At 50.6% G+C, this 21,264-nt stretch carries 13 protein-coding genes, 1 pseudogene and 1 riboswitch; of the genes and pseudogenes, 8 read left to right on the plus strand and 6 right to left on the minus strand.

All coding sequences use genetic code 11. From position 1 onward, the window contains the following. Positions 1-396 precede the first annotated feature (396 nt). Positions 397-4,377 carry a two-component regulator propeller domain-containing protein gene (locus tag B160_RS29410; protein ID WP_018629063.1) on the plus strand — a complete coding sequence of 1,327 codons (3,981 nt, stop codon included), beginning with the start codon at positions 397-399 and terminating at the stop codon, positions 4,375-4,377. 171 nt (positions 4,378-4,548) lie between these two features. Here the strand turns inward: B160_RS29410 and B160_RS0116695 are convergent, their stop codons facing one another. The 3 genes from B160_RS0116695 to B160_RS0116705 all read right to left on the minus strand — a co-directional run bounded on the left by B160_RS0116695 (position 4,549) and on the right by B160_RS0116705 (position 9,181). Next, positions 4,549-5,832, minus strand: coding sequence for a voltage-gated chloride channel family protein (locus B160_RS0116695; RefSeq protein WP_018629064.1), 1,284 nt, complete (start codon positions 5,830-5,832; stop codon positions 4,549-4,551). Positions 5,833-5,865: 33 nt separating this feature from the next. Further along, positions 5,866-5,940: riboswitch (Fluoride riboswitch) on the minus strand. Positions 5,941-6,014: 74 nt separating this feature from the next. After that, a complete protein-coding gene (locus tag B160_RS0116700) occupies positions 6,015-7,979 on the minus strand; it encodes a menaquinone biosynthesis decarboxylase (RefSeq protein ID WP_018629065.1) in 1,965 nt (654 codons plus the stop codon). Between the two features lie 176 nt (positions 7,980-8,155). Next, positions 8,156-9,181 carry a dipeptide epimerase gene (locus tag B160_RS0116705; protein ID WP_018629066.1) on the minus strand — a complete coding sequence of 342 codons (1,026 nt, stop codon included), beginning with the start codon at positions 9,179-9,181 and terminating at the stop codon, positions 8,156-8,158. A 502-nt stretch (positions 9,182-9,683) separates the two neighbouring features. Between B160_RS0116705 and B160_RS0116715 the strand changes: the two genes are divergently transcribed. Then, positions 9,684-10,529: a universal stress protein gene (locus B160_RS0116715; protein WP_018629068.1), complete on the plus strand. Its 846-nt coding sequence runs from the start codon at positions 9,684-9,686 to the stop codon at positions 10,527-10,529. Positions 10,530-10,779: 250 nt separating this feature from the next. Here B160_RS0116715 and B160_RS29415 read toward each other — a convergent pair whose 3' ends face one another. Beyond that, a complete protein-coding gene (locus B160_RS29415) occupies positions 10,780-12,318 on the minus strand; it encodes a DNA recombination protein RmuC (RefSeq protein ID WP_018629069.1) in 1,539 nt (512 codons plus the stop codon). 403 nt (positions 12,319-12,721) lie between these two features. Here B160_RS29415 and B160_RS0116735 point away from each other — a divergent pair, with 403 nt between their 5' ends. From B160_RS0116735 to B160_RS0116765, 5 genes are all read left to right on the plus strand, one after another. Further along, entirely contained in the window at positions 12,722-12,982 is a 261-nt protein-coding gene (locus tag B160_RS0116735) for a hypothetical protein (RefSeq protein WP_018629072.1), read from the plus strand. A gap of 157 nt (positions 12,983-13,139) precedes the next feature. Continuing rightward, entirely contained in the window at positions 13,140-13,676 is a 537-nt protein-coding gene (locus B160_RS0116745; RefSeq protein WP_018629074.1) for a class I SAM-dependent methyltransferase, read from the plus strand. Next, positions 13,663-14,247, plus strand: a complete 585-nt coding sequence (locus B160_RS0116750; protein ID WP_018629075.1) for a TVP38/TMEM64 family protein — start codon at positions 13,663-13,665, stop codon at positions 14,245-14,247. Before B160_RS0116745 ends, B160_RS0116750 begins: the two co-directional genes overlap by 14 nt. A gap of 87 nt (positions 14,248-14,334) precedes the next feature. Beyond that, entirely contained in the window at positions 14,335-14,946 is a 612-nt protein-coding gene (locus B160_RS0116755) for a MarR family winged helix-turn-helix transcriptional regulator (RefSeq protein ID WP_018629076.1), read from the plus strand. A gap of 141 nt (positions 14,947-15,087) precedes the next feature. Then, a complete protein-coding gene (locus B160_RS0116765) occupies positions 15,088-17,445 on the plus strand; it encodes a PDZ domain-containing protein (RefSeq protein ID WP_157558117.1) in 2,358 nt (785 codons plus the stop codon). Positions 17,446-17,715: 270 nt separating this feature from the next. On the opposite strand, the gene B160_RS0116775 is transcribed toward B160_RS0116765, so the two are convergent. Next, entirely contained in the window at positions 17,716-19,167 is a 1,452-nt protein-coding gene (locus B160_RS0116775; protein ID WP_018629080.1) for an alpha-L-fucosidase, read from the minus strand. A 578-nt stretch (positions 19,168-19,745) separates the two neighbouring features. On the opposite strand from B160_RS0116775, the pseudogene B160_RS32275 reads away from it, so the two are divergent. After that, positions 19,746-20,051, plus strand: a pseudogene (locus tag B160_RS32275) (DUF6266 family protein); the annotation flags it as partial. A 300-nt stretch (positions 20,052-20,351) separates the two neighbouring features. On the opposite strand, the gene B160_RS0116790 reads toward B160_RS32275, so the two are convergent. Then, a complete protein-coding gene (locus B160_RS0116790; RefSeq protein ID WP_071597057.1) occupies positions 20,352-21,212 on the minus strand; it encodes an AraC family transcriptional regulator in 861 nt (286 codons plus the stop codon). Between the last annotated feature and the right edge of the window lie 52 nt (positions 21,213-21,264).

The raw sequence follows: 21,264 nt of genomic DNA on the forward strand, positions 1-21,264 counted from the left end.
TAATAATGGCAGATGTAATGATGGACAGCAATACTGCAAGCTTTTCTCTCATGTACATATTTCCGGATGCAATATCTTTACACCGTGGCTTGGGGTGGGATGAAAATCCTAAATGAATAGGGGTGTTTTCTTTAACATATACATAAGAAATTGACAGTCAATAAACTATTTTGTTTATCAAGACTTCTTCCGCTGCTGATCGTTAAGGAGTTTTTAGAACCGGACCGGCACCGGGTGTTCAAAAGCGTTTCAAAAATGGATAGGGATCGTTTCCGTTGGCAAAGAGGGACTATATTTAAAATAGCAAGGAAGTTTTTATTTTTAAATATCCTTACCCTAACAGTCGTTTGCAAGGCACAGCCTCTTAGCTTTACCCACCTCACCTCAGAAAATGGCTTGTCCAATAATTCGGTGCTCTCCATAGCACAGGACGGACAGGGATTTATATGGCTGGGCACCGCAGACGGGCTGAACCGGTACGACGGATTCCAGATCAAAATATATACTGCCGGTACCAGACCGGGTTCAGGACTTTATTCCGACAATATCCTTTCGCTTTTCCACGACTCAAAAAAACAGCTTTGGGTAGGTTCCAGCGGAGGATTGAACCGGTACAACGATAAAACGGACGATTTCGAAAGGATCCACCTCCCCGTAACTGCGGTGACCGGTGTTAATTGTATTTATGAAGACCGGAAAGGCACCCTCTGGATCGGCACCACAAGAGGGCTTTTTACTTCATCCGGGGAAAACCGCTTCCGGGCGGTCCGCTTTAAAACAACCGGCGGTAACCACCTGCCGGAGACAACTGTAAAGAGCGTCTTTGAAGATCATGCCGGAAATATATGGATCGGGGCCAGCACAAAACTGATCCGGATGTGGCGGCAGGACAGGCAATACCACTATGAGGCATATTATCACCACCCTGCAGACCCGGGAAGCCTTAGTAGCGATAATATCACCAGCATCTGCGAAGACGAATCGCATAACCTGTGGATTGGTACCCAAAGCTCGGGGCTTAATCTTTACCAGCCGTCCCAGGGCAGATTTCTCCGTTTTTCCAAGACACAGACGCCCGGGCTGATCCACAATAATATCCGCACCCTCCTGGTCAAGAACCGGAACGAGCTTTGGATCGGCACACAGGAAGGACTGAGCATTTTAAATACCGCCACAAGGGAGGTCGTTTCTTACCAGAACGATGGCAGGAACAATAAAAGCCTGAGCCAAAACTCGATCTACAGCCTGTATAAAGATGCCAACGGTTCGGTATGGGTAGGCACTTATTTTGGCGGGGCCAACCGGGCAGACGCATACATTACCGAATTCAATACCATCCATAATGACGGCAGTCAGAACACGATCGTTAATAATGTGGTCAGCAGTATCCTGGAAGACAAAAATTCCGATCTGTGGATCGGAACGGAAGGCGGCGGGCTCGTCCTTTTTGACCGCCGGAATGCGCGGTATCAAACGTTTAAGAACGACATCAGCAACCCTTCAAGCATCGGCTCCAACCTGGTAAAAGTGGTGTATCTCGACAAGCAGGGCAATGTCTGGTGCGGCACGCATGGGGGCGGCCTGAACCTGCTCAACAGGAGCACCGGAACCTTTGAACGCTATCTGTATAAAGCAGACGATGCGGAAAGCGCCGGAATGGAGATCCAGTCGATCCAGGAAGATGGTGAAGGCCGGTTCTGGCTGGCAACCAATGCAGGGATCCGCGTGTTCCGGAAATCAGGGACACGGCTGACGGAGATCCCGGTTTCGGCCATTGAAGAAAAGATCAGCAGGCTAACCGCCAGCAAGATCTACGAAGACAGTAAAGGTACCGTCTGGATCGGCGGCATATCCGGTCTTTATACGGTACAGGGCCATCAATTCAGGACCATCAGCACCGGTATTTCGGTGAATACCTTCCTGGAAGATGCCAACGGCGACATCTGGGCGGGCGGGCGCAACGGCATACTGGCATGGTATCATAAAAAAACGCAACAGCTGACCCAATACCGCATTCCGGCAGGCGGCACCAAAAATATCGTCGGCATCCTGCAGGATGATCAGGGTTACCTGTGGCTGAGCACCGATGAAGGATTGCTGAAATTTGACCCGGCCCTGAAAACGGTGATCGCCTATGCCGTCGCTGACGGTTTGGCCGGAAAGGAGTTCAATTACAATTCTTATTTGAAAGACAGCAAGGGCGAATTTTACTTTGGGGGCTACCGGGGCATTACGCATTTTTTCCCGGACCGGATCAGGGTCAATCAATACCACGCCCCGCTGATCTTTACCAACCTCCGGCTCAACAACAACGAGGTAAAGATCGGCGCTTCAGATGGTTTGCTCAGCCGCAATATCAGCCATACCCGGCGGCTTACCTTTCAGCACGATCAAAACCTGTTCACCATCAATTTTGCATTGCTCAATTTTATAAAGAGCAATAAGAACCGGTACTCCTATCGGCTGGAAGGGTTCGATAAAGACTGGAAAACTGCCCGCGTTCCTGCAGCCACGTACACGAACCTGCCTCCCGGAAACTATATTTTTTCCGTTAAAGGCGCCAATAATGACGGCATCTGGACGGAGCCCATCACATTAAAAATAACCGTGCTGCCTCCATTCTGGCGTACCTGGTGGGCCTATACCCTCTATACCCTCATCTTTATCGGTATCCTGTTCCTGATCACACGTTTCTTCTTTCTCCGTGCATTACTGAAAAAGGAAGACGAGCTGCACCAGGTCAAGCTCAATTTTTTCACCAATGTTTCGCACGAGCTACGGACCCACCTGTCGTTGATCATGGCCCCCATTGAGAAGCTGCTGGACATCAACCGTGCCGACCACTTCACTACGCAGCAGATCAAACAGATCAAGAACAATTCCAACCGGCTGCTGAAACTCGTCAGCGAGCTGATGGACTTCCGTAAGGCGGAATCCGATCATCTGAAATTACAGGTGAAGGAACAGGACCTGATCATCTTTCTGCAGGAAATATACATTAGCTTCCGTGAGTTATCGCTGGCGAAGAACATACAGATCTCCTATACCCACACTACCCCTCAGGCACGGCTGTACTTCGACGAAAAACAGCTGGAAAAAGTCTTTTTTAACCTGCTTGCCAATGCATTCAAATTTACGCCGGAGGGCGGACGCATTGCCGTAACGGTTACTACGCACAAAACATTTACAGAAGTTACCGTGGCCGATACCGGCAGGGGCATTGCAGCGGCCTACCTCTCTAAACTGTTCACCAATTATTACCAGGTAGCCGATCATGGCATGCAGAACACCGGCTATGGCCTGGGCCTGGCGCTTTCAAAAAAGATCACCGAACTGCACGGAGGCACCATCCGGGTGGAAAGTACGCCGGCCACAGCGGCAGCAAATGGTCATACCTGCTTTTTTGTGACGCTCCTGAACGGGAGCCGCCATTTTGAAAAGGCCCCGAATGTAAGCCTCCTGAAGCAACCAACCGATGGTCATACAGCAGGTACCGGTTCCCCGGTGGCGCGCGGGGAAACCGGGCCGCTCCAGGAGCCACTGCCTGCAGGCCGCAGCCACACGGTGCTGATCGTGGAAGACAACCCGGACCTGCGTACCCTTATCAAACAGCACCTGGAAGGGCACTACCGGGTACAGGAAGCGGTAGATGGCCTGCAGGGCTGGGATGCCGCAGCAGAGGGGATCCCGGACCTGATCATCAGTGATGTGACCATGCCCGGCCTGAGCGGCATGGAATTGTGCAACCGGCTCAAAACCGATCAGCGCACCAGCCATATACCCGTAATATTACTGACAGCGAGAAATACCCAGACCGACCAGATCGAAGGGCTGGAGAACGGCGCCGATGTTTACATAACCAAACCGTTCAGCACCAAAGTGCTGGAGCTGAATATCCGCAACCTGCTGGAAACACGCAGGAAACTGCAGCAAAAGAACATGAGGGAATTTACGCGTCTCTCAGCAGATGCCCGGGCCCATACGGGAAAGGAGGCCGCGCTTACCATAGACACCGACTATCTGCTAAAGGTAACGGGGATCATCGACAGCCACCTGGAAGATCCGGATTTCGGAGTTGACAAGCTATCCAGAAAAGTAGCTATGAGCGCGCCGGTCCTTTACAAAAAGATCCGGGCACTGACCAATATGTCTGTAAACGAATTCATCAAGACCCGGCGTTTTAAAAAAGCAGCGGAACTGATCCTGCAGAAAAACCTGACCATTAATGAGATCTCCTACGCCGTGGGTTATGACGACCGAAAATATTTCAGTAAAGAGTTTAAAAAACACTTTGGGGTAGCGCCGAGCGATTTTAACCAAACGACCCTGGATGAGCACCGGCAAACTGCCGGTAAGGATGAGCAGGACGACGCCTGACCGGGAGGCGTATCATTCCGGTACGGAACTATGAAAGTGCCGGAGATGCAAAGTGCTGCTAAGGATATTATGCGGAGATTCCCTTTATGATCTTTGCGGCTCCCTGCATTACTGCGTGGGCCCAAGCCGCTGCTTTCGCTATACCTTTGCGTCGTTGCGTGAAATACCATCTTATTTCGCATCAACTTTGGGAACAGCGATCCGCTGTGCCCTGTAAATGCCTGAATGACCACTGAAGTAATATGCAGTAAAACAGGCAACGGCAAAATACAGGATATTCTCTCCGCCAAACAGCTCCACTCCCATCACCATGCAGGCAACAGGCGTGTTAGTAGCGGCTGCAAATACGGCAATGAACCCCAGCCCCGCAAAGAGATCCGCAGGCGCGCCGCTCAGTGCAGCGATGGTATTGCCGAGGGCCGCACCAATAAAGAATAACGGGGTCACCTCGCCCCCTTTAAACCCGGCGCTTAACGTAACCGCAGTAAACAATAATTTCCAAAGCCAGCTCCAGGTATCCACTCCACCCGCAGCAAAAGCGCTCACAACGCTGTTGTGGTCCCGGGGGTTTACCACACCCAGCCCCAGGTAATCAAAATTCCCCAGCGCGTAACTGCCGCCAATGATCAGGATCCCGCCGGCCACCGGTATCAGCCATTTTACCGGGATCACTCGCACCCAGACCCGCTTCAGCAAATGCGTACACCGGGCAAAGGCCATACCGGCCAATCCGAAGGCGATCCCGGCGGCAATCACTTTTAATAAAAGAAACAGATCAAAAGAAAAACCGGGGATCCAGGTGGTCATGACCTGGGAGATCTGGGTATCGATGGCATAATGTGTATGGCTAATGCCATAGCTGGTGCAAACAAGGTGCGCGAGTACGCTCGAGATCAAACAGGGGATCAGCGCATGGTATTTGATACGGCCAATGAACAGCACTTCCATTGCAAACAGTGCGCCGGTTACCGGAGTACCGAACACCGCGCCAAAACCCGCAGCCATTCCGCACATCAGCAAAATGCTGCGGTCTTCTTTTTTGATGCGGTACCATTTTGCAAAAAGATCGGCAATGCTGCCTCCCATCTGTACTGCTGTGCCTTCCCTGCCGGCCGAACCGCCAAACAAATGGGTAATGATCGTGCCGGCAAGCACCAGCGGGGTCATGCGAACGGGCACACCACCTCCGGGCTCATGGATCTCGTCCATAACAAGATTATTGCCGGCCTCCGAATTCCTGCCAAAATAACGATACAGCCACCAGATAAAAATACCGGCCGCGGGCAGCAAAAAAAGCAACCACAGATGTTCCCAACGGGTATGGGTGGCCCAATCCAGCAACCATAAAAACAATGCTACAAGCGACCCTACAACGAAGGAAAGCGGCACCAGGCGAACCGTCCAGTGGGCGAGCTGGTAAAAGATCTTTCCCTGTTCTGTTTTAAATTGATACATCCTACAAATAGATTACCGTGTAATAAAATATTACTATTTGTAGGCGCCATCAGATCCCGCAAAATGCGTGAGCGGTTGGGTCAGGAAGACACCATTTCCTGTTTTGTATGTTGCAAAGATAGGAGTTATTCAGATTTGCATCTTACATCTATACGCGGAGGGCCGGTTTCAATGCCCCACCCTCAAACCGATGCTACTGCTTCCTGTCCGTACATCTGGTCTTTATATTTCAGCGAAGGAGAAGGAATAAAGGGCCCGATCTTCAATAACTCCCATTTTTCGTCTACTGCTTTAATGGTGGCGTCATCCGCCACAATGATATTGGGCCAGTCCCGCTGAAAATGATCAAATGCTTTTGTTTTAATAGTGCCATCCAGCCCCAGACAGTCGTGACCTTCCTTTAAGGTAGGCGCCAGCACATGGTCCCGCACCGGATCCAGGTTATTACAGAACCGCCAAAGCGCCAATGCCAGGTCCGAAGCATTCACCGTATGCTCCACATACAGGACCATTTTTACGGGTTCCATACCCGGCAATACGGCAATTTGCCGGTGCAGCTCTTTTATATGCCCCTTCCGGTTCTTTTGAACGGAAACGATCAGACAGGGGATCTGCTCTTTCAGCAATGCCTCATTAACCCCCTTGATCTCATGAAAACGCCCCGTCAAAAGACCGGCATGATCCACTTCCTTTCCCGGGGCCAGGGGGGTATAATCATCCCGGGTCTCTTCTTCAAATTTCAGCGTACCGTCGATGCACATTTTTCCGCCAAAGCCCATTTTGCTGCAGCTGTGATCCAGCACATCCATTGGCCCCTGGCTAAAAGCCACGTCGGTTGCGGGATTCAGGTTCTTAAATACTTCCCGGGCACAGGCTTTATAATCGCTCAATCTCAGTGCGCTCCCATCAGCAGTTTGCGAAACCAGCACCAGGATCTTGTTAAACATCATCTGACCTGCACCCCACATCGCATTCATTACTTTTTGTCCCTGGCCCGCATAATCTTTTCGGATCTTTGTGATCACCAGGTTGTGGAACACACCTTCCACAGGCATTTCCATATCCTCGATCTCCGGCACGAGGGTCATCTTGATCGGCGCCAGGAAAATGCGCTCGGTAGCCTTTCCCAGCCATGCGTCTTCCTGTGGTGGTATGCCCACGATCGTTGCCGGGTACACCGGGTTCTTTTTATGCGTGATGGCGGTGATGTGAAATTTTGGATACCAGTCGGGCAACGAATAATATCCGGTATGATCGCCAAAGGGGCCCTCCCACAATAGTTCATCATTGGGATCTACATAGCCTTCGATCACAAAATCTGCATCTGCCGGTACTTCTATCTCCGGTTGGGTGATGCATTTCACCAGCTCCACCTTCTTCTTCCTCAGAAAACCCGCCAGCATGTATTCATCTACATTTTCGGGCAGCGGTGCGGTGGCGGAATAGGCATACACCGGATCTCCGCCCAGCGCCACAGCCACCGGCATCTTTTTGTTCAGCTTCTTATACTCATTAAAATGCTTTGCCGAAACTTTATGTTTGTGCCAGTGCATGGCCGTAAGCTGCGGGCCAAATACCTGCATGCGATACATACCCACATTCCGGATATGGCTATGAGGATCCCGGGTATTAATGATGGGCAGTGTAATGAACGGTCCCCCATCCTGCGGCCAGCAGGTGATCACCGGCAGCTGTGTAATATCCGGAAGGCCTCCCCAAACCCCTCCGGGGGTGAGGGGCTTTTCTGTGCAGATCACTTCCTGGCAGGCACCCCTGCCCTTTTTTACTTTGGGCATCCAGGATGCAAAAGTGCTGAGCTTGGGCAGCAACTTAAGTTTATCTATAATCCCTTCTTTGGGTGCCGATAATAACCGGAACAGGGTTTCAATATCACGGGCCACATCATCCAGCTCTTTTACACCCAGGGCCAGGCACATCCGCTTTTCACTTCCATAGGCGTTCATCAATACCGGGAACGCATATCCTGTGTTCTCAAACAGGATAGCTTTTCCGCCGCCTGGTTCTTTGCTCATCCGGTCGGTGATCTCTGCCATTTCCAGGCGGGGATCTACATAAGTTTTCACCCGTACCAGCTCACCTGCTTTTTCAATTGCTTCAATAAACTCCTGTTGATTTTTATATGCCATTTCTGATATCAGACTTTAGATGTTAGACCTTAGATTTTAGACGTTAGACGCTCGATGCGGGATGTTTGTTCCGGGTTCAATCGGCCATCGTATCATTTCCCTTTGCCCGGTCCCTGGTTTCAGGCCCGGATCTTCATTCCTGCCAACCCGCAAACCCTCAAACTTTAAACTTATTCTTAACCCTTGAACAATCCTTTATACTCAATCCCCAACCCGGGTTCGTTGTTATAGATGAGTTTACCATAGTCAAACCCAAGCCCGGTGGCCACATCTTCTTCCAGCAGCAATGGCCCGTCTACATCCGCGTGATCGATGAACGGTGCCAGATGGGCGATGGCGGCAGATCCTACCGTGCTTTCATTCATACAGCCCATCATGATCTTTAGTCCCAGCCTGCGCGCCTGCCGGATCATCCGCAAGGCGGGTGTGATGCCGCTGCACTTGGTCAGTTTGATATTAATGCCATGAAAATGATTGACGCACCGCTCCACATCCCGCTCAAAAACACAGGATTCGTCTGCATACAACGGCAAGGGAGACCGCTCGTACAGCACCTTCATGCCTTCCCAGTCATCCTTTGCCAGAGGCTGCTCCACGTACTCCACGCCCAGGGCCTCCAGTTCCGGGATCAGTTTTAATGCCGTTTCCAGATCCCAGCCGGCGTTCGCATCCACCCGCAGGGGCACATCTGTTGCCGCCCGCAGCGCTTTTACAACGGCCAGATCGTCAGCTGTACCCACTTTCACTTTATATACGGGCCAGGGACGTTCCCTGAGCTTTGCCACCATTTTTTCAATGGTATCGATACCGATCGTAAAATCTGTGACCGGACTGTTTGCCGGGTCTCCCCGAAGCACTTTATATAAAGGCCTGCCGCTCATACGCGCCCAAATATCCCAGGCAGCCATGTCCAGCGCGCAAACCAGGAACGGATTCTCCGGCAGCAGGTGATGTAAAAAATGCCAGTACCGGTCCGGCTCTGTAAAAGCAAATTTTTCGATCATTGTTTTTTTTGCCTCCAGGTCCCGCATCATATCTGCCACCGTAATATGATAATAGGTAATGGCCGGGGCCTCACCATATCCTTTTACTCCAAAATGCTCCAGCTCCACGATCAACGTTGGCTGGTGTGTTTTTGTTCCTTTGGAGATCGTAAACGGATGCCTGAATTTTAAATCAAACGGATAATACGTACACTTCACGGTTCAATTGCCGGATCCCCCGGCCGGGTTTTGGCAAATGTAAGACGCGAAAAGGTAAAATAAAGGATTGTTTCAACTTTTCGGACTGTAGCGAACAGGCCACCCTGATAGCGCTTTATGCCGCTTCGCTGATCTTTGTTACCGCACAACACCCTTACAGCGCTGGCCATAGAGGCGCCTGCCGGTAAAACCTGTCATACAATTTTGGATCCCATCGGGGCGATACGTTGAAAAAGCTGGAACAACTTCAAATATATTGAATGCAGATCATCGCATTCACGTGCGCGACAGGGTCGTATTTCCGGTTTTTTTTGAGGGCCGCAAGCGCCGGCTCTGTCCATACCTATATTCCCTCCTTTACTCCTGCACGGTCCTGAGATCAGCCAGTGGAACAGGCTGTTTTTTGATCGCGGGCCGCAAAGAAAACCGGAGTCGTATTCTCCCGAAACGATACAGGGAAATTTATTTCGTTTTCCGTAAATTTATAGGAAAAAGAAACGGTATGAAACGGATCTTGGTTGTCACCGATTTTTCAGCAGCGGCTGGTCATGCAGTGGACTATGCCTGTAACCTGGCCAACCAGCTGAACATGGAGCATCTTTTCATTTTGAACACCTATGAAAGTGTTCCCATTTACGACTCCGGCGAAGCGGGATCGCTTGCGTTAAGCATGCAGGAAGCAGATGCGCTGGAAGAAGGGAGAAACGAAGAACTGCGGTTGCTGAAGGAACGGCTGATGCTGCAGCTGAACCCTGCCGTTCGGTTGACCACCCTGATCATCAATAATGCCCTGCCGGCCGCGGTCAACCAGCTTTGCGAAGAAGCATCCGTTGACCTCGTGGTCATGGGTTTTAAACCCAGGGATGAACTGGAAACCTGGCTCGTAGGCGACAACGTTCAAAAAGCAGTGGATAAGATCCGTTTCCCGGTACTGCTCCTGCCCAAGTATGCCCCCATCTCCGTTCCGCGTCATATCATACTGGCCTTAGATTTTAAAGAACCGCTCAACAAATCCATTCAGCTAAAGCTGCATAAATTCCTTCAGAAATTCAATGCCCGGGTAACCGCGGTGCACCGCTGCCCCGAAAAGGCCATGAATGAAAAAGAGACCCGCCTGGCCAGTGATCTGCAGCTGCAGCTACAGGATTACCATTTCCGGCTGCACCTGGCCGAAAATGTGGAAGACCTGCCCACGATCGTAAGTGATTTTGCAAAAAAAGACAACGCGTCCCTTATCATCTCTATCCACAAAATGCGGAGTTTTTTAGCGGGCCTGTTTCATAGAAGTGTTACCAAAAGCCTGGCCTGGCGCAGCGAGGTTCCCGTGCTCGTGTTGCACATGGAGTGAAGTTTAACGTTGGATCCGTGTTTCACCGCTCACAGATCACTCTTATGTTTTAAGTTTGAGTTTTGAATTTCCCGCTCCGAACCTTCGGAAGATCCATCTCCTGCCCGGAGCTCCTATTGACCATTGACTATGGCCCCTGCCAGGATTCCAGTTCCTCTCCGAAGATCCGGAACTCCCATTTCCATATTCCCAAATCATCAAATCGTTTAAATCCGTTTTCATACCTGAAATTCCATCGGCCATTGCCCGTTCACGCTTCACGATTATCCCCTTCAGGACTATCCGCCATGTCTTCCTTATCCTCATCCGGCAGCAGATCCAGTTCCGCCAGGTATTTTCCGGGGATCTGTTTACTGGTCTTTGCCTCCAGGTTCCGGATCCGCTCAAAACGGCCGATGATCGTATGTCCTCTTTTTGTTCCGCTGGTTAAATGATTCATGGCATCGCGGTGGGCTTTTGATGCCAACGACAAGGCGTTTTCCATCCGGTCCATTTCCTCAAGAAAGGAAACAAATTTATTGTACAATTCGCCGCACTGGCGAAAGATCTCTTCCACGTTCTTTACCTGGTTCTCCTTCTGCCATAAAAGCTTCACCACTTTAAGCGTGGCTACCAGCGTTGTCGGTGTGATCAAAACGATCTTTCTTTTTAATGCCTGGTTAAAGATCTCCGGGTTCTGGTTCAGTGCCAGCGTAAGCGCAGATTCCACGGGCATAAAAAGAAAAACATAATCGGGGGTATTCAGCCCCGCAAGCGATTGATAGCTTTTTTCAGCGAGCTTTTCGATATGTTCGGTAATGCTTCTTGTATGCTGTTTGAGGTATTGTTGTTTTGTATGCGGATCTGCTGTGTTAAAATAATTCACATAAGCCGTCAGGGAAACCTTACTATCGATCACGATATGTTTGTCGTAGGGCAGTTTCAGGATAAAATCTGGGCGCCGTATCCGCTGTTCGGCGGCATCCCGGTACACTTCCTCCCGGGTGAAATCGATATATTTTTGCAACCCTTCTGTTTCCAGGATCATGTTCAGCCGGTCCTCCCCCCAGTTCCCCTGCATCTTTACCTCGGCTTTGAGCGCAGTGGCCAGGCTCCTGGCTTCTTCACCCAGCTGTACATTTAATTGCTGCAGCAACCCGATCTCTTTTTTCAGCGAGGTCAGCTCCCGGATGTCTTCCTTGCGGGTGGCTTCCACCTTCTCCCGGAACTGATCCAGGTTGGCCTTCAGCGGCTCCAGGATGGTTGCCAGTTCCCTTTTGTTGGTGTCGGCAAAGCTTTTCTTCTTTTCCTCCAGCACATCCACTGCAAGCGTTTTAAACCGCTCCTGTGAAAGCTGATGCAGCTTTTCCAGCTCAGCAGCAAACAGCTCCAGCTTTTCCTTCAACGCGGTTTCCCGCTCTTTCACGGTCCCCAGCTCATTGCTCAGCTGCAGGATCTGCCGGTCGCGCTCCTCCACTTCTGTCCTGGAAAATTTCTGCTCCGATTCCCGGGTCAGTTCCAGGATCTCCTTTTGCTGCTCCTGCGCTGCCCGTTTTTCATTGCTCAGTTCTTCCTGCAATACGCGAACGTTTTCCTGCAACAAGTACCCCGCTTCGCGGGAAATATATTGCTGTTGTATTTCTTCCCGCGACAAACGGGAAGCGTTCGACTGTTCCAGCAGTCCGATCTTTTTTTGCAGCTCTTCCACCCGCGATTGCGGCACCGAGGCGGCCGCCAGCAGCTTCCGGGCGATCATATAGCCCGCAGGCACACCGATGATGATTCCAAAGAGAAGGTATAATGCTTCCATAGCCAGATCCGTTGCGTTAATAAATCCTGTCTTATCAATTCAGGTACAAAATTCATCTTTTTTCCGAGATTCCGGCATGGAAATGCACAACATTTTTTAGAAAGCAGATGATCAGTAGTATTCCCGCTGCCATGAGAAAGTTCCCCCAAACAAATGTTTTGGGAAAAAGGATCAGCAATGCGGCAAGCAGGGTTACGGCCCCGTTGATCATCACCCCGGTTCTGCTAAATCTCCATTGATTAAAAGCCGGGTTATATTTTTCACCTTCGTCAGATCCGCCTGAAACAAAAATGCTTCGGCGCCAGCTGCCTGCATTGGCCCCATTTCCTGCCGCATTGATCCCATTTTTTGCAGGGCGGGCCTTAACCCCTGTAATATTGCTGTTAAATATGCATTGTCATTTATGAATATAAAAATCATACCTGCACTGATCCTCATCATCGCTCTTTCCTGCGGTGCGAATGAGGGCTCAACCATCATTGTTACAAAGCATAGCGGGGAACTGCGGATCCGGGTAAGCATCAGGAAGAACCGGGAAACCCTAATGGATTATGATCAAAAATTTCCTGTCGGGAAGATGCCCCAAAAACAGCAGGATTCGCTCGTATCCCATATACTGGATTCATTAAAACAGGAGGCTGACCGGCTAGCCGGCATGCATTAAAGCCCTACCTGCGGTAAAAGCTTCCCTGGCAGGTTTTGCCGGGTCCTTTTCCATTGGTCCGCCGCAATCCGCAGCCGGCGGGACGGGAACGCGCGCTGATCGATTTCATTTTCCTGCGCGCGATTACCCTGTTTATTTTACAGAAAAAACAAAAGCCATGCTCACCTTTTTCAAAGCCGCATATGAAAACCTGGCACAAACAGGATCTCTTGTAGAAAGCTCGTCCCGGCTTGCGGCCCGGATGACACGCATCGTAAACTTTAACCGACCCGTGCACATCGTAGAGCTGGGTGCCGGTACGGGCAGCATCACCCGACATCTCCTGGGCCAGATGAAGACCGGGTCGCGCCTCACTGCATTTGAGATCAACCGGCAGCTTTTTTATAAGCTATCCTCCCTGCAACAGCCACAGCTGGTTCCCGTTAATGATGACGTATGCCGGCTACAGCAATACGTTTGCAATGCCTCGGTTGATTATGTCATTTCCGGTCTGCCATTGGCCAACCTGGCTTTGCAGACAAAGGAGCACATTCTCGGAGCCGTCAGATCCGTATTAAAGCCCGGCGGTTTTTATATACAGTTCCAGTATTCGCTTAACGACAGGCCCCTGTTGCGGCGAATGTTCCCGTTGGTCCAGCTTGGCTTCGAACCCATTAATATACCCCCAGCCTTTATTTATTATGCCCGCAAGTAGGAACTTTGGGGAGCAAAAGCTAAAGAAGCTGCTCCGTATCGTATGGGTCATCCTGATCGCAGGCGGGGGGATCTTTTATTGGTATAACCGGCAGCATTTTACACAGGAAACCATTGCCGCCTTCCTGCTTCAGTACCGGCAGCAGGTATGGCTGACCTATTTGGGCGTCTGTGTGGCACGGGGGCTGTTCCTCCTGCCATCCACTCCTTTTTTGATCGCGGGGATGTTCATTTTCAGGGATACGCCGTTTCTTCTGTTCGGGGTATTTATGATAAGCATTTTTATTGTAGCCACGTTTATCTTTTATACAGCCCGGTATATAAGCATTCCCCGCTTATCCGGCGCACCGGCATCAAGGCTGGAGCGGATCCAGCGGGGACTGAACAGCAAACGGGGGTTCTGGTTCATCCTGGGTTGGGCCCTTATGCCATTTACACCAACCGACCTGGTCTGTTATGCCGCGGGCCTGCTCAGGATCCGGTTCGGGCGGTTTATGCTGCCGCTGCTGTTGGGGGAAGCCCTGATCTGCGCGCTCTATATTATGAACGGACGTCTGATCTTTTCCTGGTAACGGGCCCGGGCGCTGTTAAGGGGTTGCAGTGCTTTTTTTGTTGTTCAGGGCGGCACAATTTAACTTTGACGGATATTACATCCAGACATGAACCGATCTCCTTTCGACCTGACCATGCAAAATAAAAGCATGGACCATAAGATCATCGCCGCACTGGAGCGCATTTCCCAGGCATTCCGGGTATTGCTATGGAACGAGAGCAAGGAGCTGGGACTGACGCCGATCCAGATACAAACCCTGATCTTCCTGCGGCACCATAGTGTAGAAAAAAGGAAGATCAGCTACCTCGCCACAGAGCTGGGCGTTACCAAGGCAACCATCAGCGAAACCGTAAAAACATTGCTGGAGAAGGCACTGATCGGGAAAGAATACGACCCGCAGGATTCGAGGAGCTTTGTCATCCGGCTTACACCGGAGGGGAAAAAGATCGCAAAACAAACGGGATTCTTTGCCGGTCATATAGAAAAACCCATCGGACGGCTTGAAGATGCCGATAAAGAAACGCTTTTTAAGAGCCTGACCGGTATTGTTCATCATTTGAACCAGGCAGGGGTCATTGGCATCCAGCGGATGTGCTTTACCTGTGCCTATTACGCGCAGGACCGGGATGGCACCCCTCATTTTTGTAAACTGATGAACATTCCGCTAAGAACACAGGACCTGAGGATCGACTGCCCCGAACATGCCCCCCTCCATTAGAACATCTGCCCGCAGGTGCCGCTATCAATGCGGATTTTGTTTATAAAACGGGTAAGATAATGGCCGGCTGATTTTGCATTACGGAGAAAAACTGCTGTATCTTCATCCCTTAAACGAACCGATCGCATGCCCGGAAAACTGATGAATAAAAAACGAACCGCAGCTATTTTCTTACTGACCATGTGGAGCCTCGTGCACGCGGCATTTGCGCAAACAAAGATCTTTGTGGCCCCTGCCGGAAGCGACCGGAATACCGGAACGGTACGGGCGCCTTTCAAAAGCCTTCACAAAGCCCTGTCCGTGGCTTCCGCAGGGAAGGGTGATGCAACCGTATATCTCAGAGGGGGCACCTACTACCTCGATACTACGGTGATCATCCGTGCAGACCAGCTCCGGGCGGCTTCGCTGACCATTAGCCGTTACAAAGATGAATCGGTAACGATCAGCGCCGGCAAGCAGTTACAGCCGCACTGGCTGCCCTTTCATAAAGGGATCTATAAGGCGTCGGTGCCGGCGGGCATCGTATTTGAGCAACTCTTCGTTAACGGCCGCCTGCAGGTACTGGCACGGTATCCCAATTATGATTCCACTGCACGGGTATTTCACGGCACCGCAGCCGATGCCCTCCTCCCGGAAAGGATCCGCCGGTGGAAGCACCCGGAGGGAGGCTATGTACATGCCCTGCACGCCCATGAATGGGGTGGTTTCCATTACCGGATCACAGGCATTGGCGCCGACAGTACGCTGCTGCTGGATGGCGGGTGGCAAAACAACCGGCCGGCGCCCATGCACCGTCAATACCGTTTTGTTGAAAATATTTTTGAGGAGCTGGATGCCCCCGGAGAATGGTTCCTGGACCGTTCACAAAACGAGTTATACTACTACCCCCCCAATGATATTGACCTCGCTCATGCCACCATCGTGGTATCGGCACTAAAGAACAGCATCGTCCTGAAGGGAGGTCCGGAGAAGCCGCTGCGGAATGTTCACCTGAAAGGACTTACCTTTTTACACAATGAGCGCAGCTTTATGGAAACCAGGGAGCCCCTGGTGCGCAGCGATTGGACGATCTACCGTGGCGGGGCCCTGCTGCTGGACGGAACGGAGCAATGCACGGTAAGCGATTGTAATTTTACCGGGATCGGCGGCAATGCGATCATGCTCAGCAATTACAATAAAAAAGACACCATCAGCGGGTGCCATATTTCATTCATCGGAGCAAATGCCGTAAGCTTTATCGGCGATCCCCATGCATTGCGCTCGCCCTCCTTCCGCTACCAGGATTATATTCCCTACGACGAGCTGGACAAGACGCCGGGACCGCGCACCAATAATTACCCGCAGCAATGTATGGTGACCAATAACCTGCTGCACGACCTGGGGCAGATCGAAAAACAGGCGACCGGCGTACAGATTGAGATGGCGGAGGCCATTACCGTAAGCTATAACAACATTTACAATACTCCGCGTGCCGGTTTGAATATCGGTGATGGCGCCTTTGGCGGGCACCTGCTGGAGCACAACGACGTTTTCAATACCGTGCTGGAAACCGGCGATCATGGTGCTTTTAATTCCTGGGGAAGAGACCGGTACTGGTCGGCCAACAGGCGGTACATGGATAGTCTTGTGGCCCTGCATCCCGAACTGATCTTACTGGATGCCCGGAAACAGACCATTATCCGCAACAACCGCTTCCGCTGCGATCATGGATGGGATATTGATCTGGACGACGGCTCCTCCAATTATCATATCTATAATAACGTTTGCCTGAACGGGGGGATCAAACTGAGGGAAGGTTTTTACCGGATCGTCGAAAACAATATTATGGTCAACAATTCATTTCATCCGCACGTATGGTTCCGCAACAGCGGTGATGTGTTTCAACATAATATTGTAATGAAGAAATATTTCCCTATACAGGTCCGCTACTGGGGAACTTCCGTCGATTCGAATTTTTTCCCGGATAGCAGCGCCCTGCAGCTGGCCCGGGATAATGGTACCGACCTGCACAGCATTTTTGGAAAACCCCTGTTCGTAAATCCGGCTGCCGGCGATTTTACGGTAGCTACCGGCGCTCCTGCATTAAAGATCGGGTTCCGGAATTTTCCTATGAAGTTTGGCGTGCAAAAACCTGCGCTCCGGAAAATAGCACAACAACCTCCCATACCGGCATTGCTGGATATGGCGGGATCCGCTGATCCGTCCATGATCATGGATTTCCTCGGCGGCAAGGTCAAATCAGTTGAAGGCCTGGGCGACCGGTCGGCATACGGACTGGCGGACGAAACGGGTGTGATCATCATTGCTGCAGATAGCAAAAGCCTGCTTGGCCGCTCTGGACTGCAGGAAAGAGATGTGCTGCGCAGCGCTAATGGCACACCCGTAAAAGACCTGAAGGACCTGATGGAAGTATACAGCAGTGGCAACTGGAAGGGGCATATCCCCATCAGCATCATCCGCAACCAGCAACCGATGCAACTGGAGCTCAAAACCCGGTAGGCCATCGGACCTGTTTTTTTTTGTTTATAAAAAGGGTAAGATATTTGACGGATTGACCGGATATTCGTTTTTACTTTACATCTTCAAGCAATTCGTTATCGAACCCGGTATCCGCTTTGTCCAAAGCCCGGTACCGGGTTTTTATGCCCCGGTCCTGTTGAAATGTTTTTTGGGGGTATGGTTTGCGCACGGATGCCAGAGAATAACACAGGAATTCTGTGAACATCCGTAATTCCTGTGAGCCCCATCCACGCTGTTCTATACGGCACCCTACAACACATCCTTCAGCTTTAAAACCAGCAGCTCTCCGGGCAGTTCCCCCGGCTTGAACCCGGAGAGGTCCACCAGGCAATCCTTCCCTATATTCTTTACTTTAACGGTCTTATTATTGGCCAGCAAAAGAGCCGTTGTATTTGCCGGCACGTTCAGCTCCCGGATCAGCAATTTGCTTTGGTAATCCGGCAGGATACAATACAGGTCTTTTTCTTTCCGTGTAAAGAACAGTTCTATATGGGCCGTATCTTTCCTGGGCTTTACCAGTTCTGCCACGTTATAACCCGCCATATAGCTTTTATCACTTTTCCGGGGGATCCTGCCACCGCTCCACTGGGCCGGCCGTGTATAGGCACGGGTGCCATAGATCGCTTCCCCGTTTATCTTTAGCCAGTTCCCGATGGCCGTTAACCGCTGCTGCATGATCACCGGTATCCGCCCGTCGGCAGTGGGGCCGATGTCCAGCAACAGGTTCCCTCCTCTCGAAACAATGTCTGTCAGCATCAGGATCAGTTCCCGCCCGGTCTTATAATCGGTCAGCTTTTCGTTGCGGTTATACCCGTATGAGTGGCCGATGCCCTGACTCTCCTCCCAAACCCTGCTGGCATCCATCCCGCCGCCATATTCGGAAGTCGTATAAGTGGCACCGGTATTTTTTTCCCGTGTATTGTTACCCCAACGGTCATTGACCACTACCTCATCCGCAACAGGTGATTCATTGAACAGCCAGGCCAGCAGCTCCGGACTATGCCAGGCCGTGTCCGGAAGGTCCCATTCCCCATCCGAAAAGATGAGCGATGGCTTGTACCTGTTCACAAGGTCTTTCAGCTGCGGGATCATATGCTCCGTTACATACCGCTTACGGTCCTTTTGCCAGAGAGGGTTATACCATTCGTAAAGAGAATAATAATAACCCATCTTTAACCCGGCGGCTTTTACAGCACCGGTAAGATCTCCGAGCAGGTCCCGTTTGGGTGTGCCGGTCACTGCATTCCAGGGGTGGCCCCAGCTGCGGTCGGCTTCAGGGCTGTTCCAAAGGCAGTACCCTTCATGGTGCTTGGAAGTAAGCACTACATAACGGGCGCCCGATGCTTTAAAAATACCGGCCCACTGGGTGGGGTCAAACAGCTCTGCCCTGAACATGGGCTCAAATTGCGGATAGCGGAAGCCGGCGCCATAGTTCTTGTTATGAAAAGGAATGAAATTTTTATTTTTTTCCATCAGCCGGTACCAATACCATTCGGCATAGCTTTCCCCGCTATTGGGGATCACCGGTGCATATGCCGGTACGGCATACAATCCCCAGTGGATAAAAATGCCGAATTTATCCTGCCGGAACCAGGCGGGTATCTTCCGCGTATTGAGAGAGGCCCAGTTAGGCGCATACTTTTGCGCAGCAACGGTACAGCTCATCAGGACCATTAAAAAAAGCAGGCTTCTTTTTTTCATTTCTTTACATTTTTAATCATTGTTGTCCGGATAAAATCGGGTTAAACCCGTTGTAATCCATATCTGCAGAGGCCTGCAGCTTAAAAATATATATTTTAAATCAGGGGGGGTGCCCCTTGTTTTTTTATTTGTAAAAGTCACGATCTGATCCGATAGTAAGGAATGATTCTTCAAATTTTCAAAAGGGGTTTGGATTAAAAATTTAAGCTACCGATCCGATTTCATTGAACATTTTTTGTTTTGCTAAGTTAAGGGAATCAGCAAAAAGTCCGCATCGGCGTTTTGCCAAAACAGCATAAAGCCACTTCCCTTACCGATACAGCAACGATATACGAAGGATACAGGAACGATACAGAAAGGATATACAAACGATACAGAAGCGATACAGAAAGGATACAGAAAGGATACAGAAAACAGGCATTTTGAGATCAGGAGGGGTCATTAGGGATCATCAGTGGTCAGAAGGGGTCATTAGGGATCAGAAGGGTTCATTAGGGATCAAAAAAATAACCCGGCCCTTTAATACCCCAATTTTACGCAAGCAAACATTTATTTATTCATTTTTAAAAATTAAAGCTATGGGCAGCGTGACCAATTCCATTTTAAGCGGCACCTCCGGCCGCACCGGGCGTGTTGTTATCGCCAACATTCATGGGGTGGAAGTAAGCCGCGCGCGGCCCGTCATGCGCAGCAGCTCCACCGAACCGCAAACCGCTCACCGCGAGCTGTTCCGTTTTGCAGCAGCCTTCCTGGGTTTGTACAAGTCCTTTGCACGCCTGTTCTTTGGCAAGCGTAAAGGGCTGGTAACACCCTATAACCAGGCACAGGCTAATGTACTGGAAAACATTCAGCTTGCCGGCGACGAGGTGATCATCAACTACAGCCAGGTGCTTATTTCGAAGGGGAACCTGCTGGAAATGATCCCCGAAAGTATTAGCTCCAGTTTTGTGTACATGCCATCGCGCAGGGACGGACAGTTCTTTAGCGGGGTGGCAGCGCGCCAGGCCGGCAGCGCCACGGTAAACATGCTGCCCTTTTACGCGGGTGAAGAAGTGCATGTATGGGCCACCTTTACCGATGAGGCAGCCACTGCGGCCTGTAACTCGAGATACATGGGTTTTACAAATAGTTTTTTATCCCACATACGTTTCCGTTCAACAATGCGGTCCTATGAAGAACAACGCTCAGACCGTTTGTCCCTGTTGTATTTTTTTCCGGTAACCCGCAGGCGTAATATGCTGGATCTGTTTAAAAAATTTATGAAAATTTGCCGTTGTGTTATACCCGCATTCATAACAGATCGCGGATACCGAATATTGTTCGTCATGCAAAAGCTCGCAGGCATACCCGATCCTCAGCTCATTCAAAAAGCGCGTAAAGGGTTTATTGGTCCGGCTTTTAAAAAAACGGCAAAATGAATTGGTGGTCATATGACAGAGATCCGCCACTTCCCCTAAGGTTATATCTCTCTTGAAATTTTTCAACAGGTACTGGTAAACCGTATAAATACGACCAGCATCCTTTTCGTCGTACCGGTTATGATACAGTGCGGTAGCCAGGGCATCAAACTCTGCAGTGGCCGTCAGCAGGTCGATCACTTTCAGGAAATCAATGATCCTTGGAATGCCTTCGGTCTCCGTGATCTTCGACAGCAGCCGGACCGCCTTTTTCCGGGTTTCGCCATGAAACTGCATGCCCCTGCGCGATTTCCGGATCATTTCTCTAACCCGGTCCAGCGTTGCTTCCTCATCGGTAAGATGTGTAAGAAAATCCGGATCAAAATAGATCGTGGTGGATTTTACAAAATCAATTTTGGCGTCGCTCCTCCAGATATGGGGCAGGTTGGGCGCCATCAGTACCAGGTCATTCTTTTTAAAATTGGAGACTGAGTCCCCGATGATCCGGGTGCCCACCCCTTCTTCCACCCATACCAGCTCACAGAGATGGTGAAAATGGAAGGGCCCGTCAAACCTGGACTTGGCAGTCTTCTTAACCTGGATCTTCCCGGCCTTTGAAAATATGATATCAACAAACTGTGGTTTCACGCAGTTAACAAAATAAATCAAATTCTGTGTAATAAAGCCGCCAAAATCCGGG

The organism is Niabella aurantiaca DSM 17617 (assembly GCF_000374125.1).
GTDB lineage: Bacteria > Bacteroidota > Bacteroidia > Chitinophagales > Chitinophagaceae > Niabella > Niabella aurantiaca.

Coding starts and splice junctions, on each gene's coding strand:
- B160_RS0116735 (WP_018629072.1), top strand. CDS start 12,722: ATGAATATAAAAATCATACCTGCACTGATCCTCATCATCGCTCTTTCC.
- B160_RS0116700 (WP_018629065.1), bottom strand. CDS start 7,979: ATGGCATATAAAAATCAACAGGAGTTTATTGAAGCAATTGAAAAAGCA.
- B160_RS0116695 (WP_018629064.1), bottom strand. CDS start 5,832: ATGTATCAATTTAAAACAGAACAGGGAAAGATCTTTTACCAGCTCGCC.
- B160_RS0116765 (WP_157558117.1), top strand. CDS start 15,088: ATGAATAAAAAACGAACCGCAGCTATTTTCTTACTGACCATGTGGAGC.
- B160_RS0116755 (WP_018629076.1), top strand. CDS start 14,335: ATGAACCGATCTCCTTTCGACCTGACCATGCAAAATAAAAGCATGGAC.
- B160_RS0116745 (WP_018629074.1), top strand. CDS start 13,140: ATGCTCACCTTTTTCAAAGCCGCATATGAAAACCTGGCACAAACAGGA.
- B160_RS0116775 (WP_018629080.1), bottom strand. CDS start 19,167: ATGAAAAAAAGAAGCCTGCTTTTTTTAATGGTCCTGATGAGCTGTACC.
- B160_RS0116750 (WP_018629075.1), top strand. CDS start 13,663: ATGCCCGCAAGTAGGAACTTTGGGGAGCAAAAGCTAAAGAAGCTGCTC.
- B160_RS0116715 (WP_018629068.1), top strand. CDS start 9,684: ATGAAACGGATCTTGGTTGTCACCGATTTTTCAGCAGCGGCTGGTCAT.
- B160_RS29415 (WP_018629069.1), bottom strand. CDS start 12,318: ATGGAAGCATTATACCTTCTCTTTGGAATCATCATCGGTGTGCCTGCG.